General features: G+C 51.3%; 16 protein-coding genes. 9 read left to right on the top strand and 7 right to left on the bottom strand.

Translation table 11 applies throughout. The annotated features are described in order from the left end of the window. Window positions 1-274 precede the first annotated feature (274 nt). Window positions 275-4,951, bottom strand: a complete 4,677-nt coding sequence (locus T488_RS0111745; RefSeq protein ID WP_028520966.1) for a leucine-rich repeat protein — start codon at window positions 4,949-4,951, stop codon at window positions 275-277. A gap of 112 nt (window positions 4,952-5,063) precedes the next feature. Further along, complete coding sequence (locus T488_RS0111740; protein WP_028520965.1) at window positions 5,064-5,336, bottom strand: PHB depolymerase family esterase; 273 nt, start codon at window positions 5,334-5,336, stop codon at window positions 5,064-5,066. A 471-nt stretch (window positions 5,337-5,807) separates the two neighbouring features. On the opposite strand from T488_RS0111740, the gene T488_RS0111735 reads away from it, so the two are divergent. Beyond that, window positions 5,808-6,752, top strand: a complete 945-nt coding sequence (locus T488_RS0111735) for a flavodoxin family protein (RefSeq protein WP_028520964.1) — start codon at window positions 5,808-5,810, stop codon at window positions 6,750-6,752. A 44-nt stretch (window positions 6,753-6,796) separates the two neighbouring features. Here T488_RS0111735 and T488_RS18900 read toward each other — a convergent pair whose 3' ends face one another. The 3 genes from T488_RS18900 to T488_RS0111720 are packed head-to-tail and all read right to left on the bottom strand — an operon-like array spanning window position 6,797 to window position 10,224. Next, on the bottom strand, window positions 6,797-8,896 hold the full coding sequence (locus T488_RS18900; protein WP_051536443.1) for a glycosyl hydrolase family 18 protein: 2,100 nt from the start codon (window positions 8,894-8,896) through the stop codon (window positions 6,797-6,799). Between the two features lie 36 nt (window positions 8,897-8,932). After that, a complete protein-coding gene (locus tag T488_RS18895; protein WP_051536442.1) occupies window positions 8,933-9,667 on the bottom strand; it encodes a polyphenol oxidase family protein in 735 nt (244 codons plus the stop codon). Beyond that, entirely contained in the window at window positions 9,664-10,224 is a 561-nt protein-coding gene (locus T488_RS0111720; RefSeq protein WP_037297992.1) for a sugar O-acetyltransferase, read from the bottom strand. Before T488_RS0111720 ends, T488_RS18895 begins: the two co-directional genes overlap by 4 nt. 133 nt (window positions 10,225-10,357) lie before the next feature. Here T488_RS0111720 and T488_RS17810 point away from each other — a divergent pair, with 133 nt between their 5' ends. Continuing rightward, window positions 10,358-10,951, top strand: a complete 594-nt coding sequence (locus tag T488_RS17810) for a pseudouridine synthase (protein ID WP_051536441.1) — start codon at window positions 10,358-10,360, stop codon at window positions 10,949-10,951. 215 nt (window positions 10,952-11,166) lie between these two features. Here T488_RS17810 and T488_RS0111710 read toward each other — a convergent pair whose 3' ends face one another. Beyond that, window positions 11,167-12,207, bottom strand: coding sequence for an SGNH/GDSL hydrolase family protein (locus tag T488_RS0111710; RefSeq protein WP_082320515.1), 1,041 nt, complete (start codon window positions 12,205-12,207; stop codon window positions 11,167-11,169). 125 nt (window positions 12,208-12,332) lie between these two features. Between T488_RS0111710 and T488_RS18890 the strand changes: the two genes are divergently transcribed. Continuing rightward, window positions 12,333-12,872, top strand: coding sequence for a GNAT family N-acetyltransferase (locus T488_RS18890; protein ID WP_051536440.1), 540 nt, complete (start codon window positions 12,333-12,335; stop codon window positions 12,870-12,872). 52 nt (window positions 12,873-12,924) lie between these two features. On the opposite strand, the gene T488_RS0111700 is transcribed toward T488_RS18890, so the two are convergent. Then, window positions 12,925-13,362 (bottom strand): YaiI/YqxD family protein, encoded by a 438-nt coding sequence (locus T488_RS0111700; protein ID WP_028520961.1) that lies wholly within the window; start codon window positions 13,360-13,362, stop codon window positions 12,925-12,927. A 135-nt stretch (window positions 13,363-13,497) separates the two neighbouring features. Between T488_RS0111700 and T488_RS0111695 the strand changes: the two genes are divergently transcribed. The 6 genes from T488_RS0111695 to T488_RS19880 all read left to right on the top strand — a co-directional run bounded on the left by T488_RS0111695 (window position 13,498) and on the right by T488_RS19880 (window position 20,154). Next, the gene (locus T488_RS0111695; protein WP_028520960.1) at window positions 13,498-14,184 is read left to right on the top strand and encodes a response regulator transcription factor; all 687 of its coding nucleotides are present in this window, start codon (window positions 13,498-13,500) and stop codon (window positions 14,182-14,184) included. After that, window positions 14,181-15,314, top strand: coding sequence for a sensor histidine kinase (locus T488_RS0111690; RefSeq protein ID WP_028520959.1), 1,134 nt, complete (start codon window positions 14,181-14,183; stop codon window positions 15,312-15,314). Before T488_RS0111695 ends, T488_RS0111690 begins: the two co-directional genes overlap by 4 nt. A 60-nt stretch (window positions 15,315-15,374) precedes the next feature. Next, window positions 15,375-16,136: an ABC transporter ATP-binding protein gene (locus T488_RS0111685; protein WP_028520958.1), complete on the top strand. Its 762-nt coding sequence runs from the start codon at window positions 15,375-15,377 to the stop codon at window positions 16,134-16,136. Between the two features lie 9 nt (window positions 16,137-16,145). Then, window positions 16,146-18,497, top strand: a complete 2,352-nt coding sequence (locus T488_RS0111680; RefSeq protein ID WP_028520957.1) for an ABC transporter permease — start codon at window positions 16,146-16,148, stop codon at window positions 18,495-18,497. A 284-nt stretch (window positions 18,498-18,781) separates the two neighbouring features. Beyond that, window positions 18,782-19,987, top strand: a complete 1,206-nt coding sequence (locus T488_RS0111675) for an RNA-splicing ligase RtcB (protein WP_028520956.1) — start codon at window positions 18,782-18,784, stop codon at window positions 19,985-19,987. Continuing rightward, window positions 19,987-20,154, top strand: a complete 168-nt coding sequence (locus T488_RS19880; RefSeq protein ID WP_196243318.1) for a hypothetical protein — start codon at window positions 19,987-19,989, stop codon at window positions 20,152-20,154. The genes T488_RS0111675 and T488_RS19880 overlap by 1 nt, the downstream gene beginning before the upstream one ends. The last annotated feature ends 97 nt before the right edge of the window (window positions 20,155-20,251 follow it).

Below are 20,251 nucleotides of genomic sequence, written 5' to 3'. Positions count from 1 at the left end.
GGGTTTCCCTCCTTTTTAAATTGCTCCCGCCGACCGCGGCTTTTTCCCTCTCTGATATAATGCACGGTCGGTGGAGCTGAAAGCTCATGCAGGAGCCTTCATTGATTACTATCGTTGCGGAGCCTGACTGTGTCACACAAATCGTAATATTTTCAGGGCCAAAATTCATGCCTTTTTTCCACCATATTATAACACAGAATATAGGATAATTCAAGGTGAAGGCGCTCAGACAAAAAAACTGTGCCATGCTTTCACACGGCACAGTTCTGAGCTGTTACTTATTGAATTCTTCCTTCAGGTATTCTTCCAATCCAAGCTTTCCATTGGTTGCGTGGTAAGCATAGAATGAGAGCACCTGTGAAGCGTCCAGCGCATTCAGAGCGCCGTCGTGGTTCACATCTCCCAGAGCAAGCTGCTCCTCTGTGGGAGGTGTTCCGCCGTTGGTTGAGCTTATTGCGTAGATAGCAAGGATATTTGAAGCGTCAACAGCGTCGATCCTGCCGTCTCCGTTGATGTCGCCCAGAAGTCCCTCGGGCTGTGCGGGAGGTGTGGTGGTCGTGGTTGTAACAGGTTCAGATGAAGTAGTAGTGGTGGTTGTAGTCGGAGCCTTGGTTGTGGTTGATGTAGTTGCGGGTGTCTTTGTTGTAGTTGTAGTCACGGGTGTCTTGGTCGTTGTAGTTGTAGTCGCGGGTGTCTTGGTCGTTGTTGTAGTCGCGGGTGTCTTGGTCGTTGTAGTTGTAGTCGCGGGTGTCTTGGTTGTTGTGGTTGTAGTTGCGGGTGTCTTGGTTGTTGTGGTTGTAGTCGCGGGTGTCTTGGTCGTTGTAGTTGTAGTTGCGGGTGTCTTGGTCGTTGTGGTTGTAGTCGCGGGTGTCTTGGTCGTTGTAGTTGTAGTCGCGGGTGTCTTGGTCGTAGTTGTTGTAGTAGTGGTAGTTGTGGTGGTCGTCACATCTGTGGTGGTAGTTGTTATCTCATTTATGACTAAATCGGTCGTAACAGGCTTTACAGCAACATCAGCATAGCTCACGCAGCTGTCAGCCACGCTTATTTGTACTGTTCCCAGCTGTGAGAAGTCGCCCGAGATCATGAAGGTATCGGTGAACTTTGTCTCCTTGTTGTGGTATACAGGCTGTATCGTGATCTCTGTATCCGGATCAAAGGTGATGCTGTCGGTGTTGATGGTCTCCTCGTTCATGTACTTGCTGAACTTGACGTTTACATAGGTACCGTCGTATGTAACAGACTCCACCTCGGGAACATCATTGCTTACAAGTGCGAAGTCCAGACCCTTCTTTACAGGGGGTACCTCGAACCACTCGCTGGTAACAGGCTCAAATCCCTCTGCCTTGCATACTACCTGCCACTCGCCCGATGGAACGTCCCAGGCATATTCGCCGTTTTCACCTGAGAGTATTGGATTCTGCTGATCGTAGTCGGTGCCGTCCCAGAGAACTGCCTCGCCGTCCTCGCCCATATAGTAAATACTCATCTCTGCGCCCTTTACGGGATTTGAGGGATTGCACTCATAAACGCTTCCCGAAGGATCAACGATAAATCTGATATTGCCCGAATGTGAGAAGAAGTTGTTTTTCAGGTCAACAGCGCCGCCATTCTCCTGGAGCTCCTTGTACTCGTCCTTGGTGACTACAACGATGTTCAGTTCGCCCGGAGTATAGCTGTTCTTGCCGAACTTGCCCTTTGCTGTCCACTTGTCCTCGGCGGGATCGTAGAGAGCCTCCATGGAGCTGAGCTGACCATTTACTACGCTGGTCACATATACCTTCTCAACATCGCTGCTGTTAGATACCTTCACCTCAAACGTCATCTGCCGGCTGGGGAAAAGCACCATAACGGGAGAAACGAACTCGGTGAATACATTTGTTATATCAGTGTCGGGAGCCTTGTTGTTTATGCCAAGCTTGACACCCTGTACAGCCGGCTTGGGCTTTGCATATTCCATCTGATACTCAGCGGTCTCGGCATCGCCAGATACTGCCGAAACAGTAAATACAGTGCCGTCCTTGCTGTCTGGGAGCTCCACGGGTATGCTGAACCTGCCGTTCACCTTATTGGCAACAGCACTTCCCACGGTCTTGCCGTTCACTTTGAGCTCTACCTTCATTCCTCTGGGACCTGAACCAGCTATCTCGGTCTTGAGAGCATTCACAGTGTGAGGAACGCATAACTCGAATATATCCGAGCTCAGTGCCTCTGAGTCGATAGGCTCTGTTCTTGTGGTCTTGCCCTCTGCGTATTCAAGGTCGGCTTCAACTCTGAAATCCCCTGACTTGAGGGACTTCACGCTGAACTTGAACTGTCCCGACGCAGGACTTACGGGTATCCTGTAAACAGTTACGCCGCTGTAGGTGTTCTTGTTGGTATTTGTTATCTCGGCATCAGTTATGAGCGAGAGACCGTTTGAGACCTTCAGTACAAGTACAGCACTGCTCTCATCCGAGCAGCGTCCGCTGAGAGGAGCATAGTTAATTGTAACGTCTGCTGTACCGTCAACGGCGATATTGCCTGCGGATACGGTAATATCAGAATCGGGGCGCTCAAGAAGCACAAATCTGGTATCCTTGAGAGCATAACAATCATCGAAGGAATGGATATTCTTTGAAATGGATTCGTTGGGATAATTAATCTCAGCCAGCCTGCGGCAGCCCTTGAAGGTGTTGTTGCCGATACTCTCTGTCTTGCCGGAGATAACTGCCTTTTCAAGTGATACACAGCCGCTGAAGACGCTGTCTTTGAGTTTGATGATACCTGAGCCTATATTGGCTTCCTTGAGTGACTTACAGTCAGCAAATGCAGAGGTGTCCATATTAGTCACGCTGTCGGGAATGTCTATGCTTCTGAGACCTGATTCACGGAAGCAGTATGAAGCTATGCTGCCGAGCTTCTCGGGAAGCTCGATCCCTCTCAGCTTTGTGCATCTTGAGAAAGCATAGCTGCCGAGAGACTGTACGCTGTCGGGAAGAACGACCTCATTGAGGTTCTGGCTGCCTGCGAAGCTGTTGGTAGGAACACCTTTGCTTCCCTCCTCAAATACTGCCTTGCGGAGACTGCTGCCGGCAAAGGCATTGTCCAGCTTGGTGACAGAAGCGGGAATGGTTATCTCCTCAAGTCCGGAATCGGAGAATGCGCGGTAGCCCACGGTCTTGAGGGTATCGGGCAGCTTTATGGTCTTCATAGCCTTACAGCCTGTGAAGCTGTCCGTGCCTATGCTCTCAAGGCTCTTGGGAAGCTCCAGCTCAGCAAGGGCGCTGCAATAGCCAAATCCGTAGTCGCCGATAGCCTTGATGGAATCGGCAAGTGTAACATCTGTGAGAATCCTGCACTGACTGAATGTATTTGAGGGAACTTTTTCTGCGCCCTCTGCAATGGAAGCCTTAACAATGGGTGCACCTGCAAAACCGTTGTCACAGGACTTGATGGTGGAGGGAAGAGCTGCCTCGGCAAGACCTGAATCAGAGAAAGCGTGGTATCCGATATTCTCAAGTCCCTCATGGAAGGTGAATGATGTCAGTGACTTGCAGTATCTGAACGCAAAATTGCCTATCTTTGTAACTGTCTTGGGGATAGTAACATCTGTCAGCTGCTTACAGTCGCTGAGCACACTTGCGGGAACTGTCTCCATGCCCTCTGCAAACGCTGCCTTTGTTACTGCGGAGCCTGCAAAGCCGTTATCGCATGATGTAAGGCTGGAGGGCAGTTTTACCTCCTTGAAGGTTGTATTTGAGAATGCGTGATAGCGTATTGTCTCAATACCCTCGGGAAATTCAAATGAGGACAGTGATGAGCAGCCGTCAAAGGCATAGCTGCCGATGGTCTTTAAATTCTCGGGAAGCGTGACTGAGGTCAGTGACTTGACGCCCGAGAACAGATAATTGGGTATCTCCTCTCTGCTGCCTGCAAATGATACCTTTTCCAGACCGCTGTTTGTGAAGGGATGGTCTGAACTTGTCAGCGATGCAGGGATAACGACCTCCTTGACCGCAGCGTTCGTGAATACATGATAGCCCAGCTTCTCAAGTCCCTCGGGGAGCTCGATGGAAGTGAGTGAGGAGCAGCCTTCAAAAGCGTAGCTGCCGATAACCTTCAGTGTCTCGGGGAAGGTAACGGAATCAAGTGCTCCGCTGCCCGAGAAAACAGTATTCGGAATAGTCTCGGTGCCGTCGGCAAATACTGCCTTTTCCACCTTGCAGTTTGCGAATGGATGATCCGCAGCTGTGACCGATGCGGGAATTGTGACCTCTGTGACAGAGCTGCCTGTGAACGCATGATAGCCCAGCTTCTCGATGCCTTCGTGGAGCTCTATGGAAGCAAGTGAGGAGCAGTTCTCAAAAGCATAATTGCCGACAACGGTAACGGTCTTTGGAAGAGTTACCGAGCTGAGCTTGCTGCAGCCCGAGAACAGTGTATTGGCAACGGTAACAGTGCCGTCTGCCAGAGAAGCCTTTTCAAGATCGGAGCCTGTGAAAGCGTGATCGCACTGTGTCAGAGACGCAGGTACAACGATCTCCTTGACGCCCGAATTTGTAAAGGCGTGATAGCCTAAATTGGTGAGACCTTCACTGAGCTTTACAGTTGTAAGATTTTTACAGCCGTAGAATGCCAGATTATTTATTGCTGTGACTGATGCGGGGATAGTTACTGAAGTAATAGTTAAGTTATCCCTGAAAGCGTTCTTTTCGATGACAGCTACCTTGCTGCCGTTGATCTCGGCAGGTATCAGCACCTCAGCGCCGTCACCTGTATACTTGGTGATAGTCACCAGTTCGTTGTCAAGGGTATACTGAAAGTCGCCTGATGTAAGCGTTGAAGCAGCATCTGCTGTCAGAGCTGTCCGGTCAAGCCTGATACCGTTCACAGACAGCGGTGCGCAGCATACTGCGCCCATTGCTGCCGCCGCAGTAAGGGAAGCCAATAATCTTTTTGCTTTCTTTTTCATTTAACGATTCTCCCATCTCGTCATATTCACGGTCAATACCGCTATATATAATTATATATCACTGCAAAGAAAAGATATGGACAAATTGTAAATTTTTGCATAAAATAAAGTTTTACTTCTGAGTCTCAAGAAAGTCCAGTATGAGCCCTGTGGTGTCTATATCACTGAGGCTGTTGCTGTTCCAGTCCCAGGAGTTCCAGCCCGTGGAGGAAAAAGAGTCATCAGGAGCGCAGGCTCCCGTAATATAGGCAACTGCAAAGCCCTCCTCATTGGCTTTTTCGTGAAAAGCCGTATCCGTGCGGAAGCTCTCAGCCGATCCGCCGTAGCCGTGAAGCATTACCACCAGCGGAGCATTCTCACTTATTTCGGGAAGATCAACTATCATATCATGCTTCACCCCGTCAAAGGTACAGGTGATACTGCTGCCGTCCCCGGATATATCCTCAAGTGAAATGCCAGCTCTCTTATCCGGTGAACAGCCGGAAACGCAAAGTGCGATAATAACTGCAAGTGATACTGTAACAGGCTTTTCACGGCATTCCCTCCTCTCAGATATTTTTATGAGGACATTATAACACAGCCGCGGATAAAGTACAAGATAAACTATGGCTCCATTCAGTCATAAAGTATAAATAATAATTTTATCACATTCCACATTATTTTTCAACCGACAATACTTACAATTTTTCGCTTTTAATATTGTGAGTTTTAATACTGCACCAGAGGTTGATTTTCTGACGGTAATGGCGTATAATTGAGATAAGACATAATAGCTGCTTTTTACAGCTATAAAAGGACAAAAGGCGCATCAGAACGGACTCACCTCTCAATATCAATAAGTAAAGGAGTTTTTATTATGGGATTTAAAGTAATGGGCGTTACAGCAGGCAGAAAAGACAGCAACTGCGAGATACTTCTGAAGGAAGCTCTCCTCGTCTGTCAGGAAATGGGCGCGGAGATCACAATGATAAACCTCAAGGACTATAAGCTCCTTGACTGTACAGGCTGTACAGCCTGCACCATGGGTATGTCCATGGGCAAGAACACAGGCTGCTCACTGAAGGACAAGGATGACAAGCACAAGATAATGGAGGTCATGCTCAATCAGGACGCGGTGATCTTCTCCGCTCCTACATATGCTCTCATGCCCTCATCGCTGTTCCTCAAGTTCATGCACAGGAACCTGGCTTACGAGTCGGCTTTCCTCACCAAGATAGGCGCCATCGAGCCCCGTGACCGTGTGGGCGCTCTTATCGCTGTGGGCGGCTCTACCCGTTCATGGCAGTCACTGGCTCTTGAATGTATGCAGATAACCACAGTCACCAACAGCTTCAAGGTAGTCGATATGTATATGGCTACACAGGTGCCTGCTCCCGCACAGGTGCTCCTGTATGAGGAGAAGCTTGCCCGTGCAAGGGAGATAGGTGAGAACGTCATGAAGGCGCTGAACACTCCTGCTGCAGAGCGCAAATGGCTGGGAGACCCCGATGCAGGCTGGTGTCCCAACTGTCACAGCAACTGCCTATGTCTCGGAGAGGAGCAGTGGGGCGGTCTGAAGTACCCCATAGAATGTGCAGTCTGCGGTGCAGGCGGCGACCTTGTAAAGACCGATGACGGCAAGTGGAAGTTCGTTATCGCCGAAAACGGTCTTGAGCGTGACCGTACCACCGAGGAGGGGCGCGGCGTACACTGCGACGAGATAGCAGATGTACAGGGCGGATTTTTCATGGACCCCGTTGCCCGTGAGACCGTTGCCAAGAAAGTTGAAAAGTACAAGAAGATAACCTTCAAGGGTATCTGACAATATGACCGCAAAAGGAAAAGCCGCCCGTTGGGCGGCTTTTTTCAGTCCAGATATGTAACGTGGGCGGAATTGTAGTACTCCCGGCTGTTGGCGGGAACAAGTCCGTTTCCGTAGTCCACTCTGTTGTTCTTCACGGAGTAGTCGCTGAACCAGCCGTCAACTACATACATCCTGCGGGAGGTATCCTCCGCGCCGTAGGGCTGGTCCATATAGACCGTGTTGTTCTCGAAGGTCTGGTGAAGTCCCCAGCCTTCGACCTGCTCGTGTATCTCAAAGGCGGCAACTATCTTGGGATTGCCATTCCTGTAGCCCACATTGTCGTGAACATAGCAGTCATTGCCCTTGAGGTCTATGAAGCTGCCTGCATAGTTTGCTCCCGTCATTCCGTCTCCGTAGAAGGTGCAGCCGCTTATCTCCGTATCCGTGGTGTACTCCTTGACGTCGATATGCTCGGCAGCTACGTTTTTGAAGGTACAGCCGATTATCTTATTATGGTCGCACTTGTAGTCAAAGCCCGTTGTAGACTTGGCACTTCCAACGTACACGCCCTCGCCGTAGCCGGGAGAAACAAGTCCCGTATCGTGGATATAGCTGTCCTTTACGGTGCAGTATGAGCTTCCGTCGCGGATAGCCACTGCCTCGGCTCCCAGGGTGTGAAGCTCGCAGTTCTGTATAACAGTGTGATTGGAGTGGTCAAGGACTATGCCCTTCTGGCAGTTTGTGCAGACAAGTCCGTCCAGCACCCAGTAGTCACCCATGATGTGGAGAACATAGCCGTGCTCCGTGTTCTGTCCCGTAAGCACAGGCGGCTCATCGGGGTCAAGGGCGCAGAGAGTTATGGGAGCGTCGGCAGTGCCGTCCGCCTCGGAAGCCATAGTCTCAGACGTGCAGTCATAATTTCCCGGCGCAGCCTTTATCACGTCCCCGGGCGCTGCATTGCGCATCGCCTCATAAAGCTCCTCTGTGTTGGTGACAGTTACAATATGCTTCTTCGGAGCAGCCACAATGAGAGCCTGCTTCATCAGCATAAGGTCGAAAACATCGAGAACGCCGTCCTTTTCAAAGTCGCCTGCACTCCAGTCCGCAAGGGCAGTCTCCTTTTTCAGCAGCCAGCCCTGCAAAGCAGCCGCGTCCGCGACTGTGAACTCACCGTCACCGTTCACGTCCCCAATAGCAGCCGAAGGAGCACCATAAAGAGTGCGGTCGATAACTTTAAGCAGGGAGCTGTCGCCCCTGACGTCCTGTGTGAGCTCCCATATCATGATACCGCCGTAGTTTTTAGCCAGCTCTGCCTTTTTCGCCATTGTCTCCGCGCCGTTGTAGGCATAGCCGTTGAAGCTGTCACGGGAATAGTTGTCGGCGTTGTCCTTTACAAGGTCTGCAAAGGAGCGGTAGGAATTCCAGTCCAGCTCCCCCTCCGCTGTATAGCCCCTGCCGTAGAAGGGAACTCCCAGCACCAGCTTTTCAGAGGGTATCTTCTTCACCGCGGAGAAATAGTCCAGACATTTGACGGAATAATCATAGGAGGCGTGGGAGCTGCTGTCCTCGTCGTTGTCATAAGCCATAACATTGACAAAATCAAAGAGGGCAAAGGTCTCGGGTGTTACCTTTTCCGCTACCCATCGGGCTGTCGCCGTGGACATCTCCATGTCCCTGTCGTCGCAGAGCTCCCTGAGCTGAAGGCACCAGTCACCGTAGTAGTCCCATATCCTGTCCTGTGAACCCAGCTCTATATCAAGGTCTATGCCGTCAAGGCCGTACTTCTCGCAGTAGGTCATGATGTCGGAGCTGAACTGCGCCATTCTGTCGGGCTCCTCAATGAACCTCAGATAGTTGTCACAGCCCCCTCCTCCGCCGAGAGCCGCAAAGACCTCCGTCCCCTTCTCGTGGGCGGACTTCACTATGCTTTCAAGCTCGCTGTCGGGGATATTGCAGCAGAGCCTGCCGTTTTCATCGGGGTTGCAGAAGGCAATGTTTATGTGGGTAAGGTCGGCGGGGTCAAGGTCACTGTAAGCCTGATAGCTCCAGTCGGGGAGGTAGCCCACCACGCGGCAGTGCTTTTCCTCCTGTGCAGCGTTTGCACCCATGGGAAGAGCAAAAGCCGCTGCGGTAAATACTGCTGTTATCTTTCCTGCTCTCATATTATCAGCTCCTTATTGCTGCGGTTCAGCCGCTTTTTATTTCATCATCAGATATGCAAGGTCCTGCTTTCCCCTGTCTCCCCGTCTGTAGGAGAAGAAGTCGGTGCAGTGGCAGGTACATTCTCCGCGGAGGGAGATATTCTCTCCGGGAATGCCCAGCTCCAGCGCCTTGAATATCAGCGCCTGTGAAAGGCTGAGGAAGTATCTGCCGTCTTTAACTGCAAATATTTCCATCAGCTGCCCTGGGGGAAAGCAGTCTGCAAACTCCCTGTAGACCTCCTCGCCCACCTCATAGCAGTCCCTGCAAATGTGATGACCTATTATCATGGCGATACGCTCAGCAGAAGCGCCCAGTGATACCATACAGTCCACGCCGTTGCGGAGCAGCTCCCCTGCCGCAGCCTGTCTGCCGCAGTGCATGAGCCCTATGACGCCTGCCTCCCTGTCCATGAGATATACGGGAGCGCAGTCCGCAGCGATGACCGTCAGGACAAGCCACCTGTGAGCAGTGACAAGTCCGTCCGTTTTAGTCAGCTCATTGTCCTTGATTATGCCGCTTCCGCCGTGACGGGGCTCCACAATGGCAGCCCTCTGACCATTTGCCTGATATGGACGGACCATTCTCTCAGGAGATGTTCCAAGAGCGGCGCAGAGCTCCAAATAGTCGGCTGTGGCTGGCATATCGGCGCTGTCTCTTGTCCATATCCCCTCCCTGCCCGAGGTAAATCCCCCCAGGGCGAAGCTGTCGTCCACGAATATGTCCCTTCTCATACTATGTCCCTTATGAACTTTGCAGGAACTCCGCCGACTATGCTGTTGGGAGCAACGTCCTTTGTTACGACAGCTCCTGCTGCTATGATAGCTCCGTCACCGATAGTAACTCCCTGGAGCACCGTTGAATTTGAGCCTATCCACACTCTGCTGCCGATCCTTATGGGACGGTATATGCACCGCCTGTCCGCAGGGTCAATGGCGTGATTCACCGTGGCAAGCACCACGTTGTGCCCGATGAGGGTATCGTCGCCTATGTAGATGCCGCCCTGATCCTGGAAATGACAGCCTGAATTGATGAAAACATTCCTGCCGATGTGGATATTCCTGCCGAAGTCTGCATAGAAGGGCAGGAACATACGGAAGCCCTCTCCCACTCTCTCGCCGATAATGTCTGACAGCAGTTCTGCCACCTGAGGAGTATCGTGGTAGGTGTAATTCAGCTCCGTGAGCTTTTTCTGAGTCTCCTGACATATCTCCCAGACAGCTGCGTTGAGCTCCTCCTCGTCGGCTGTGAGAACGCCCGTATTGAAGTATTCAAGTATTTTCCCGATCATCGTTATCCTCTCCTTGTACGTTATATATTAATTATAGCACAGCGTCGAAAGGATAGCAATAGATTTCGGCACTTGAAAGCCGTTCGGAGCCATGGTATAATATTCCTGTGAGATAACGATGAAAGGAGCATTTATGCTTTACTATATGTTCAATAAGCCCCGGGGCTGCGTCACCGCCTGCTCCGACGAGGTACACAGGACCGTCATGGACTATTTTCCCCATGAGCTGAGGGAAAAGCTCCACCCTGTGGGAAGGCTTGACAAGGATACCTGCGGACTGCTGATACTGACCGATGACGGCTTCCTCGACCAGAAAATAATGCAGCCCCGAAGCCATGTCAGCAAGACCTATTTTTTCTACGCCATCGGCTCAATGGACGACGAAAAGCAGTCCCGTCTCCGTGAGGGCATAGCCATGTCAGGCTTTATTACGGGAAGTGCCGTTTTCAGGCTCATAAAGGAATACCGCATAGCCGACCTTGAGGATTTTATGCCGGAGTACAGGCGTGAGCGCTACATGAAAAATCCCGAGGGTGCAGCATTTGCAGCCTCACTTACCATACACGAGGGCAAAAAGCACGAGGTAAAGCGGATGCTGGAGGCAGTGGGCTGCCGCATATTCTACCTCCGCAGGGAGAGTATAGGAGGACTGTCTCTTGACCCGTCCCTCCCTGAGGGCAGCTTCCGTCCGCTGACCGAGCAGGAGCTTGAACTGCTGACCGAATAAATAATTTCAGCCCCTGAACGTTACAAAACGCTCAGGGGCTTTTTTTGTCTGCAATGTTAAATTTTGAGTGAGTAGAGAGTAGTAAGTAGAGAGTAGTATTATTCAGTGTATCGGCTTCTACTCACTACTTTCTACTTACTACTTACTCAAATCATAATTTTGCTCCGCAAAATTATGATTTATATCAGCAGCAATTATAGTCAGGCAGCGCCTGATTATTCTGTGTCCTTCTTCTTTCTGCGGACAATTATGCAGACCGCTGCGGTAATGGCTATCAGCAGCGCAACGGCTCCTGCCGAGCTGCCGATAATGACACTTCTGCCCACATCGGTAAGCCGCTTCTCTCCGAGCTCAGTTGTTGTATATGTAAAGCCTGTTTCACGGAATGCCCTGTCAACAGCCTCGGCAATGACCTTATGTCCCTCGGCGTTGGGGTGTATATCAAGGTCGCTGATATTAGTCAGCTCTTCTGCTTTCCCACTGAACTTCGCAGCCACGTCTATTACCTTGTAGCCGCTGGCAGAATGGGACTTTATGATACTGTTGAGCCTGCCTATCTTCTCCCCTGAGAAGTCCGTTACCATGCTGAACTCGGTGTAGTATTCCAGCGGATCGTAGAGAGTCTGGAAATAGACCTGTCCCTCTGTCCTTGAAAGGATCTCTTGGGAAATTATATCCATGTTCTTGTCAAACTGCTCCAGAGCTGCGTCCACGTCCTTGTCCATGCTGAAAAACAGTGAAGCCGCACTGAAAAGGTCAAGCCCGTCAGAGTTGAAGCTGCCCTTGTCATCAACACCAAGGCTCTGGAAAAGTCCCAGCATAATGTCAAGAAGGTCATTTCCGCCTATGGAGACTATGACCGCGTCGCTGCCTGAAAGGTCTTCGTCAAGTCCACCGCTTCTGAGCTGGTCTATGAAGTCCTGAGATGTATAGCCCGACACAGCCTTGTTCACCATTGTGTGTCCGCACTGTCCTTCAAGCTCCTCGGTGTATCTGTCTTTGAGGATATTTGAATATGAAGGGCAGTGGTAATAATCGTCGGCAGAATAGCCGTCCAGACCATAGCCCGCGGCAATGGAGTCTCCCAGAAAAAGCATGGCTGGCGGCACCTCTTTCTCGTGTATCACTTCCCTTTCGGGTATCTCTGTCATCTGACAGGAGGAAAGGCAGACCGCTGTCAGCAGTGCTGCTGCAGCTGCGGCTATCCTCCCGAATATGTCTGAAGACCTGCGTCCTTTATTTCTGAAATATGGCATGATACTCACTCCTTTACTCCGATTATATCACATAATCCTGCTTATGGCAAGCTGTGCGGAAAAATTGACTTTATCTGCCGCAGATGATATAATAAACACATATATATAACGAAACAGGTGATAAAATGCAGCTCAGATACGTTGAAAAGACCTCTCCCGACAAAGAGATCATGGACAGGATAAACGAAGTCTCCTTCCCCGAATGTGAGAGGAATTCCCTTGATGATCTGTACGCCTCGGGAGCGGACGGAAATCTTGATATGCTTGGGATATACGATGATGACGGTATAAAAGGCTTTTTTACTGTGCGGAAATACCGTAATATACGATACCTTGCCTACTTTGCGATAGCTCCCGATGAGCGTTCCCGCGGTATCGGCAGCAGGGCGCTGAAGCTTCTTAGGGAATACTACCGCGGCTGTCAGATAGTAGTAGAGTATGAAGCCCCCGATGACAGCTGTGAAAATAACGATATTCGCCTGCGCCGCCAGAGCTTCTATCTGCGGAACGGCTTTCACAAAACAGGCTGGTACAGCTTCTATGACGATACCGAGTTTGTCATCGCCTGCACAGGCGATGACTTCGACAAGGAGGGCTTTGACCGATTTACCGCCTATCTCACCTCAATAGTCCCCGACCATATCCCGAAGCTGTATCAGAAATAATACATTTTGCCCCGAAGCGGCATGATAACGCTTCGGGGCATTTTCATCATATTCACCTGTTACCGTCAAGAAGCCGTGTGACAGCGGCTTCAAAATCCCTGTCCTGCTGAGGAGTGCGCTTTGCCTTGCCCTTGGTGCGTCCGCCGCTTCTGCGTATCTTCGCCGACACCGCCCTGAACTCCAGCAATCCCGAAATATTCTCCTCGGTATAGAGCCTGCCGTCCTGGTCAAGGACAATAGCGCGCCTGCTGAGGCACATTGCGGCAAGTCCGTAGTCCTGGGTAACGGCGATGTCGCCTGCTCCCACAAGGTTCACAAGGCGAAGGTCGGCGCTGTCCGCCCCTTTGTCCACTATTATGGTCTCTGCGCCCTCCCTGTTGATAGAGTGAGCTGTGTCGCATATTATGGTGCACTCCGCACCGTACTTCTTTGCCGCTCTTACAGTTATGTCCACCACGGGGCAGCCGTCCGCGTCTATGAAAATCTTCATCTGCCCTACCTCCTCTGCTCAGGCTAATTATACCATCTGTCCCTGCCAATGTCAACGTAGTCCCTCAGACTTGACCGCTTTACGGCTTTAGTATATAATTATATAGATACTATTTTCCCCTCAGAGGTGATACACATGGACAAAAAACGGATACTTATCGTCGATGACGACAGTGACCTTTCATTTATAATCTCCGAGATGCTGGAGGGCTGCGGCTATGAGACCGAATGTGCCGACAGTGCAGAGACAGCCTTCTCACTGCTCTCGGAAAGGAGCTTCCACCTCATACTCCTGGACATCAATCTTCCCGATTCCACGGGCTTTGAGATATGCAGGCAGCTCCGTGAGGTGTCGGACGTTCCCGTCATATTCGCCAGTGCGCGGACTGCCGAGAACGACCGCATAACAGGCTTTGATATAGGCGGCGACGACTTTCTCCCCAAGCCCTACTCCATGAAGGAGCTGCTCTCCCGTGTGAATGCACTCATCAGACGCGCCTACGGTCAGGGCAGCGGCAAGGTAATGCGCTTCGGCAGCGTTGAGGTGAATACTGCCAACAGGACCGTCACCAAGAACGGCAGCAACATAGACCTTGCACAGCGCGAATTCGACCTTCTGGCGTACCTGTGCAGGAACATGAACACCGCTGTCCCAAAGGAAAAGCTGCTCTCAGAGGTCTGGGGAGCCTTCTACGAGGTGGAGCCCTCCACCCTGACGGTGCATATCCGCTGGCTCAGGGAAAAGCTTGAGGACGACCCTGCCGCCCCCAGATACATAAAGACTATCTGGAGACTGGGCTATATGCTGGAGGGTGACAAATGAAAAAGCTTATCCATACAGTTATACTGTTTGCGGCAGTCATCATCGCCGTCAGCGGCTTTTCCTACATACAAAGCGCCGATAACACCGACAATACAGGCAGCTACGCCGTTGACCTGAACGAGATAGAGAACCTTTGCAGGCAAGGCGACACCGACTCCGCCGCCGCTAAGGCAAAGGAGCTCAGGCAGGAGATACGCTCAGAAAAGCGTGAGAAAAGCGGTCAGAACGCTATTCTCCTCATGGGCGGGATAAGTCTTGCCTTTCTTGCCGGCGTCAGTCTTTACTGCGGTATCGTCATGATAAGACCCTTCCGTAAGCTCTCAGACTTTGCGGAGAATGTGGCAAAGGGCGACCTTGACATTCCTCTTGAATATCAGCGCACCAACTATTTCGGCAAGTTCACCTGGGCTTTCGACAGTATGCGCAGCGAGATACGAAAAGCCCGCGCCTGCCAGAAGGAAGCTATCGAGAACCACAAGACCGTAATAGCTTCACTGTCCCACGATATAAAGACTCCCATAGCCTCTATCCGCGCCTATACCGAGGCGCTGGAGCTGGGAATAGGCAGCTCGCCCGAGAAGTGCGCAAAATACACTGAGGTCATAATAAGGAAATGCGACGAGGTATCGAAGCTTACCTCGGATATGCTTACCCACTCCCTGACAGAGCTGGGAAAGCTGAAAATGTCTCCACAGCACCTTGAACTGGGAGAGCTGCTGGAAAAGGCTGTGGCTGACATCTCGCCCGACGGGAAAGTGCACTTCCACAAGCCTTCATACCCCATAAATATTTATGCAGACCCCGAAAGGCTCCGTCAGGCGGCAGAAAACCTCATCAACAACGCCGCAAAGTACGCAGGCACAGAGCTGGATATTACCGCTGAGTGCTCCGACGGTCAGGCAGTCATACGCTTCCACGACTACGGAAAGGGTATCCCCGATGAGGATATGCCATTCATCTTCGGGAAGTTCTGCCGCGGCAGCAACACCGACGGCGAAAGCGGCGCAGGTCTCGGTCTTTTCATAGTGAAGTACATCGCAGAGCAGTCGGGAGGAAGCGTCCGCGCCGAAAACCTCCGTGGCGGCTTTCAGGTGACTCTGACACTTCCTGTTGACGAAGAAAAGTCTTAAGGATTTCTTAATGGTTTGCCTGTTAGAATAGATACAGACACCACAGAGAGGAGCTATACTATGAAAAAAACTATTCTTTCGGCAAAGGGGCTCTGCAAGAGCTTCGTACATAACGGTGAACAGGTACATATCCTGACGGGCATGGACGTGGATATTTATGAGGGAGACTTCACCGTCATCATGGGAGCCTCGGGCTCGGGAAAGTCCACCACCCTCTATGCCCTCAGCGGCATGGACAGAGCTACAGCCGGCTCAGTCATGTACAACGGCAGCGACATCGCAAAGCTCAGCGAAAAGAAGCTCTCTGCCCTCCGTCACGGAGACTTCGGCTTTATCTTCCAGCAGATGCACCTTGTGAGCAATCTGAGTCTCTTTGAGAATATCGCAGTCCCCGGGTATCTCAGCAAAAACAGGTCCGCTGCGGACACGGATAAGAAAGCGGAGGAGCTTCTGGAGAAAATGGGCATATCCCACATAAAGACTCATCTCCCCTCCCAGTGCTCGGGGGGTGAGCAGCAGCGCTGCGCTATTGCAAGAGCCATCATAAACGAGCCTGCGCTCCTCTTTGCGGACGAGCCTACAGGCGCCCTCAACAGGAAAAACACCACCGAGGTGCTGGACCTGCTGACAGAGCTCAATAAGGGCGGTCAGAGCATACTCATGGTCACCCACGATATGAGAGCCGCCTGCCGCGCCTCCCGTATCCTCTACATCGAAGACGGAAAGATAATCGGCGACCTTGAGCTTGAAAAATACGACCCCGCCCGCGAAAAAAGCCGCGAGACCCAAGTCGGCGCCTGGCTCAGCTCCATGGAATGGTGAGGTGGGCATATGAAAAGTATCATCAGGCTCACACTTGCAAACATAAAGCGCGGCAAGGGCGCTTTCAGCGGTATCATACTGCTCATGGCGCTCATTACCTTTACCTTTTCGGGCACGGTCAGCAACGATGACCAGCTCCGCAGCGCACTTTCCTCCTCACTTGACGAGGCAGGTGTGGGAGAGCTGACGGTCTTTATCTATGATGACCTGCTCACGGAGGATATGCTTGACAGTCTCGGAAAAAACAGGAAGGTGAAAAGCTTCACACAGAAATCCTCTATGATAGTCAATCAGAAGCCGGTCGTCGGCGGCAAGGAACAGGATATCGCCATACAGCTGAAGGGCTTTTATGACGGAATAAAGGTATTCAACAGCGACTTTGACAGCTTCACCGCGGACACCGACCTCGAAAGCGGCGGCATATATCTCCCCTACAAGCTGGAAGCCATGGAGGAGATGAAAAAGGGGGCTGAGATAAGCTTCACCACAAGCAGCGGCTCCGAGGAAACTTTCATCGTCAGGGGCTTCTATGAAGACCCCGTCCACGGTGCCACAACTATAGCGGATAATCAGTGTATCATCTCCGCAGAGGACTTTGAAAGGCTGTGCAGCCATGAGCTTGACCACCTTGACAGCGATGTGAAGCGCCTTATCCTCCAGGACGAGCTATATATTCACGGAGAAGAGGGCGTAAGCGCCGCGGAGCTCAAGCGCAGCCTCATAAACGAGAGCGGTATCATCAACTCCTCAAACTGGGCAGTAAGCCGCCAGCATATCATGGACCTCTTCGAGATGTACTCCAACACGGGCACAAGAGGTATGGCTGCCTTTACAATAATGCTGCTCCTGGTCATTCTCATAACCATGCACAACAGCATAAGCGCATCAATAGAAATGGACAGCACAGACCTGGGCATACTCAGGTCCCAGGGCTTCACCGTGGGCAGGATAAGGCTGGTCTACGTCTTCCAGTACACCATTGCCCTTATCATAGGCAGCATACTCGGCATTCTGATCTCCATACCCGCCTGCCGTATACTCATAAGAATGTGGATGAGGGTAACGGGTATCCTTACGGGAAACGGCGTATCCTTCGGGAAGTGCATAATTATGTGCCTTGCCATAATACTCATCTGTCTGGGCTTTATCGTGACTGCCACAAGAAAGGTGGACAGGATCTCACCTGTCAGGGCTATCTCAGGCGGCAGGACAGAGGTACACTTCGACAGCAGGCTCAATACTAAAATAAGACAGAAGCCCCTGTCACTTTCACTGGCGCTGAGGCAGCTCAACTCCAGGCGCAGAAGCTATATTGGCACATTCCTTATCGTGGTGCTTCTGGTCTTCTTCCTGGTAAGCATAATGCTGCTGGTGGAAAACCTTGACCCCGACAAGCTTTTCGGCACCTCCAAGGGACAGGTGCAGCTCATAAGCACAGGAGCCTTCACTATGGAGAGCTCCGACGAGATAGAGGCTGCCGCAAGAGAGACAGACCCAAAGGCGGAGCTCTATACCATGTCCTATCACAGAATGGTCATCGACGGGGAATTCACTCCCGTACACAGCTTCCGCCGCACCGAGGACTACTATGACATCATGGAGGGCAGGGCTCCGAAATACGACAATGAGATCATCATCACCAAAGGAGTTTCCGAGGATACAGGCAAGAAGATAGGCGATACCGTAACGGTCAGCTATCAGGACAGAAGCGAGGAATTCGTGGTCACAGGCTACTTCCAGTCGGTGTACGATTTCGGTCTCGTCACCATGATGACAGAGGAAGGTATGCAGAAAATGGGCTATAATGATATTCAGGAGGCTCAGATAAGTCTCAGCGATGACTCAAAGCTTGATGACATGATAAATATGCTCAACGACCGCTTCGGAGACAGGCTTTCTGCCAGCGAATATGTTGAGAACAACTCCCTCAGCACCTACAGGACCATAGTCTCCGTGCTCATGAACTCAGTGACCTACGCCATGTACGCCGTTATAACCATTTTCGCAGCCGTGGTAGTAGTCATGGTCAGCCGCCGTGCCTTTATAAAGGAGCGCACAGACATCGGCATATTCAAGGCAATGGGCTTCACCGCAGGCTCCCTGCGCAGACAGTTCGCCGTCAGATTTGCCGCAGTCGCTCTTGCAGGAACTGTAGTCGGAGAGATATTCAGCGCACTGTGGGCAAGAAAGATGATAAGCTTCATGATGAAGATAGTGGGACTTACCGACTTTAAAGCCTGCCTGACACCTGCGGTTCTGCTTATGCCTGCCGCAGTGATATGCCTCAGCTTCTTCGCCGTGGCATACCTTGCGTCCGGAAAGATAAAGCGCATAGAGGTCCGCGAGCTCATAACCGAGTGATGAGAACAGGCTTTTCAATTACATTTCAGTTACAATTTTATTTCCGCCCTTGACAAATGCGGTGCATACGGCTATAATAAAGCCATATTCTACGAAAGGATGGTGAACACCATGACAATATTCTCACAGATACGTTACTCACAACTCAATACCAACAACAAGAAGCATGGAGTTTGCCCGATGAGTTCAGCCATGTGCTGAACAGCTGCGCATTCAAGAGCATTATGCACTCCTGCGGGAGTGCTTTTTTTATGCGTTCGGGCAGACAAGAGAAAGGAAAAGATATGATCGAATTAAACGGAAAATTCAATTCAGCCAGGGTTTTTACCGATATTATCGAACAGGACGCGATCACACAGATCATCGCCTTTTGCAGCCAGCCCGTCAGCAAGGGCGAAAGGATCCGCATCATGCCCGATGTCCACGCAGGCTCAGGCTGCACCATCGGTACCACCATGACTATCACCGACAAGGTCATCCCCAATCTGGTGGGAGTCGACATCGGCTGCGGCATGGAGACCGTAAGGCTGAAGGAAACACACATCGAGCTTCAGAAGCTGGACAAGCTCATACACAATAATATCCCCTCGGGCTTTGCGATAAGAGAGAAGCCCCACCGCTACGCCGACAGGATAGACCTTGACGAGCTTTACTGCATTAAGCACATCGACCCTCTCCGCGCTGAGAAAAGCATCGGCACTCTCGGCGGCGGCAATCACTTCATCGAAGCCGACAAGGGCGATGACGGCAGCATCTACATCGTTATCCACTCGGGCTCCCGTCACCTGGGCGTCGAGACCGCTAAGTACTACCAGAACGAGGCGTACAGGCGGCTGAATAAAAGCTCCGACAAGGAGGCAGCTGAGCTCATCGCAAGGCTCAAGGCTGAGGGAAAGGAAAAGCAGATACAGTCCGAGCTGAAAAAGCTGGCTAACACCAAGACCACCGACGTGCCCAAGCACCTTGCTTACTGCGAGGGAGAGCTGTTTGAACAGTATATCCACGATATGAAGATCGTTCAGCAGTTCGCCATGCTCAACCGTCAGGCTATGATGGACGAGATCATCAAGGGTATGCACCTCCATGTGGCTGAGCAGTTCACCACTATCCACAACTACATCGACACAGAGACCATGATACTCCGCAAGGGAGCTGTCTCTGCTCAGAAGGGCGAAAAGCTGCTTATCCCCATCAATATGAGGGACGGCAGTCTTATCTGCACAGGCAGGGGCAATCCCGACTGGAACTTCTCTGCTCCCCACGGCGCAGGAAGACTTATGTCACGCTCGGAAGCCAAGCAGAGCTTCACTGTTTCCGAGTTCAAAAAGCAGATGGACGGCATCTACACCACATCTGTAAACGCCGCCACACTTGACGAGTGTCCCATGGCGTATAAGTCCATGGAGGATATAGTGAACAACATCGGCGATACCGTGGAGATAGACCAGGTCATCAAACCTATCTACAATTTCAAGGCAGGTGAAGAATAATGGATAAATTCGTTTCCTACGATAAGATGAGCAAAAAGGAGAAAAAGAAGATAGACTCCTCAAAGAGAGGCAGCTGGAACGGCGTTGACCCTGCCACCAAGGTAGTTGACACCGATAAAAAGCGCTATAAGCGCAAGCCCAAACACCCCGAAAACTTCGACGAATAAAAAAACGCCCTCAGTTTAAGGACGGTGCTTATATAGAAGTTTACGCGTAATTATGGGGGAAAAACCTTTCTGAGGAAAGGTTCTTTCCCCCATACCC

Origin of the sequence: Ruminococcus flavefaciens ND2009, assembly GCF_000621785.1 — a bacterium.
Lineage (GTDB): Bacteria > Bacillota > Clostridia > Oscillospirales > Ruminococcaceae > Ruminococcus > Ruminococcus flavefaciens_C.
The sequence above is the reverse complement of the archived record's forward strand: the minus strand, read 5'-3'. Positions and strand labels throughout refer to the sequence as shown.

Bases quoted from the DNA above. Each gene is read 5' to 3' on its own strand.
- T488_RS18895 (WP_051536442.1), bottom strand. From the start codon at position 9,667: ATGAGAAGGGACATATTCGTGGACGACAGCTTCGCCCTGGGGGGATTT.
- T488_RS0111700 (WP_028520961.1), bottom strand. From the start codon at position 13,362: ATGAAGATTTTCATAGACGCGGACGGCTGCCCCGTGGTGGACATAACT.
- T488_RS0111710 (WP_082320515.1), bottom strand. From the start codon at position 12,207: ATGCCATATTTCAGAAATAAAGGACGCAGGTCTTCAGACATATTCGGG.
- T488_RS0111735 (WP_028520964.1), top strand. From the start codon at position 5,808: ATGGGATTTAAAGTAATGGGCGTTACAGCAGGCAGAAAAGACAGCAAC.
- T488_RS17810 (WP_051536441.1), top strand. From the start codon at position 10,358: ATGCTTTACTATATGTTCAATAAGCCCCGGGGCTGCGTCACCGCCTGC.
- T488_RS0111745 (WP_028520966.1), bottom strand. From the start codon at position 4,951: ATGAAAAAGAAAGCAAAAAGATTATTGGCTTCCCTTACTGCGGCGGCA.
- T488_RS0111720 (WP_037297992.1), bottom strand. From the start codon at position 10,224: ATGATCGGGAAAATACTTGAATACTTCAATACGGGCGTTCTCACAGCC.
- T488_RS0111690 (WP_028520959.1), top strand. From the start codon at position 14,181: ATGAAAAAGCTTATCCATACAGTTATACTGTTTGCGGCAGTCATCATC.
- T488_RS18890 (WP_051536440.1), top strand. From the start codon at position 12,333: ATGCAGCTCAGATACGTTGAAAAGACCTCTCCCGACAAAGAGATCATG.
- T488_RS0111680 (WP_028520957.1), top strand. From the start codon at position 16,146: ATGAAAAGTATCATCAGGCTCACACTTGCAAACATAAAGCGCGGCAAG.
- T488_RS19880 (WP_196243318.1), top strand. From the start codon at position 19,987: ATGGATAAATTCGTTTCCTACGATAAGATGAGCAAAAAGGAGAAAAAG.
- T488_RS0111740 (WP_028520965.1), bottom strand. From the start codon at position 5,336: ATGATAGTTGATCTTCCCGAAATAAGTGAGAATGCTCCGCTGGTGGTA.
- T488_RS0111685 (WP_028520958.1), top strand. From the start codon at position 15,375: ATGAAAAAAACTATTCTTTCGGCAAAGGGGCTCTGCAAGAGCTTCGTA.
- T488_RS0111675 (WP_028520956.1), top strand. From the start codon at position 18,782: ATGATCGAATTAAACGGAAAATTCAATTCAGCCAGGGTTTTTACCGAT.
- T488_RS0111695 (WP_028520960.1), top strand. From the start codon at position 13,498: ATGGACAAAAAACGGATACTTATCGTCGATGACGACAGTGACCTTTCA.
- T488_RS18900 (WP_051536443.1), bottom strand. From the start codon at position 8,896: ATGAGAGCAGGAAAGATAACAGCAGTATTTACCGCAGCGGCTTTTGCT.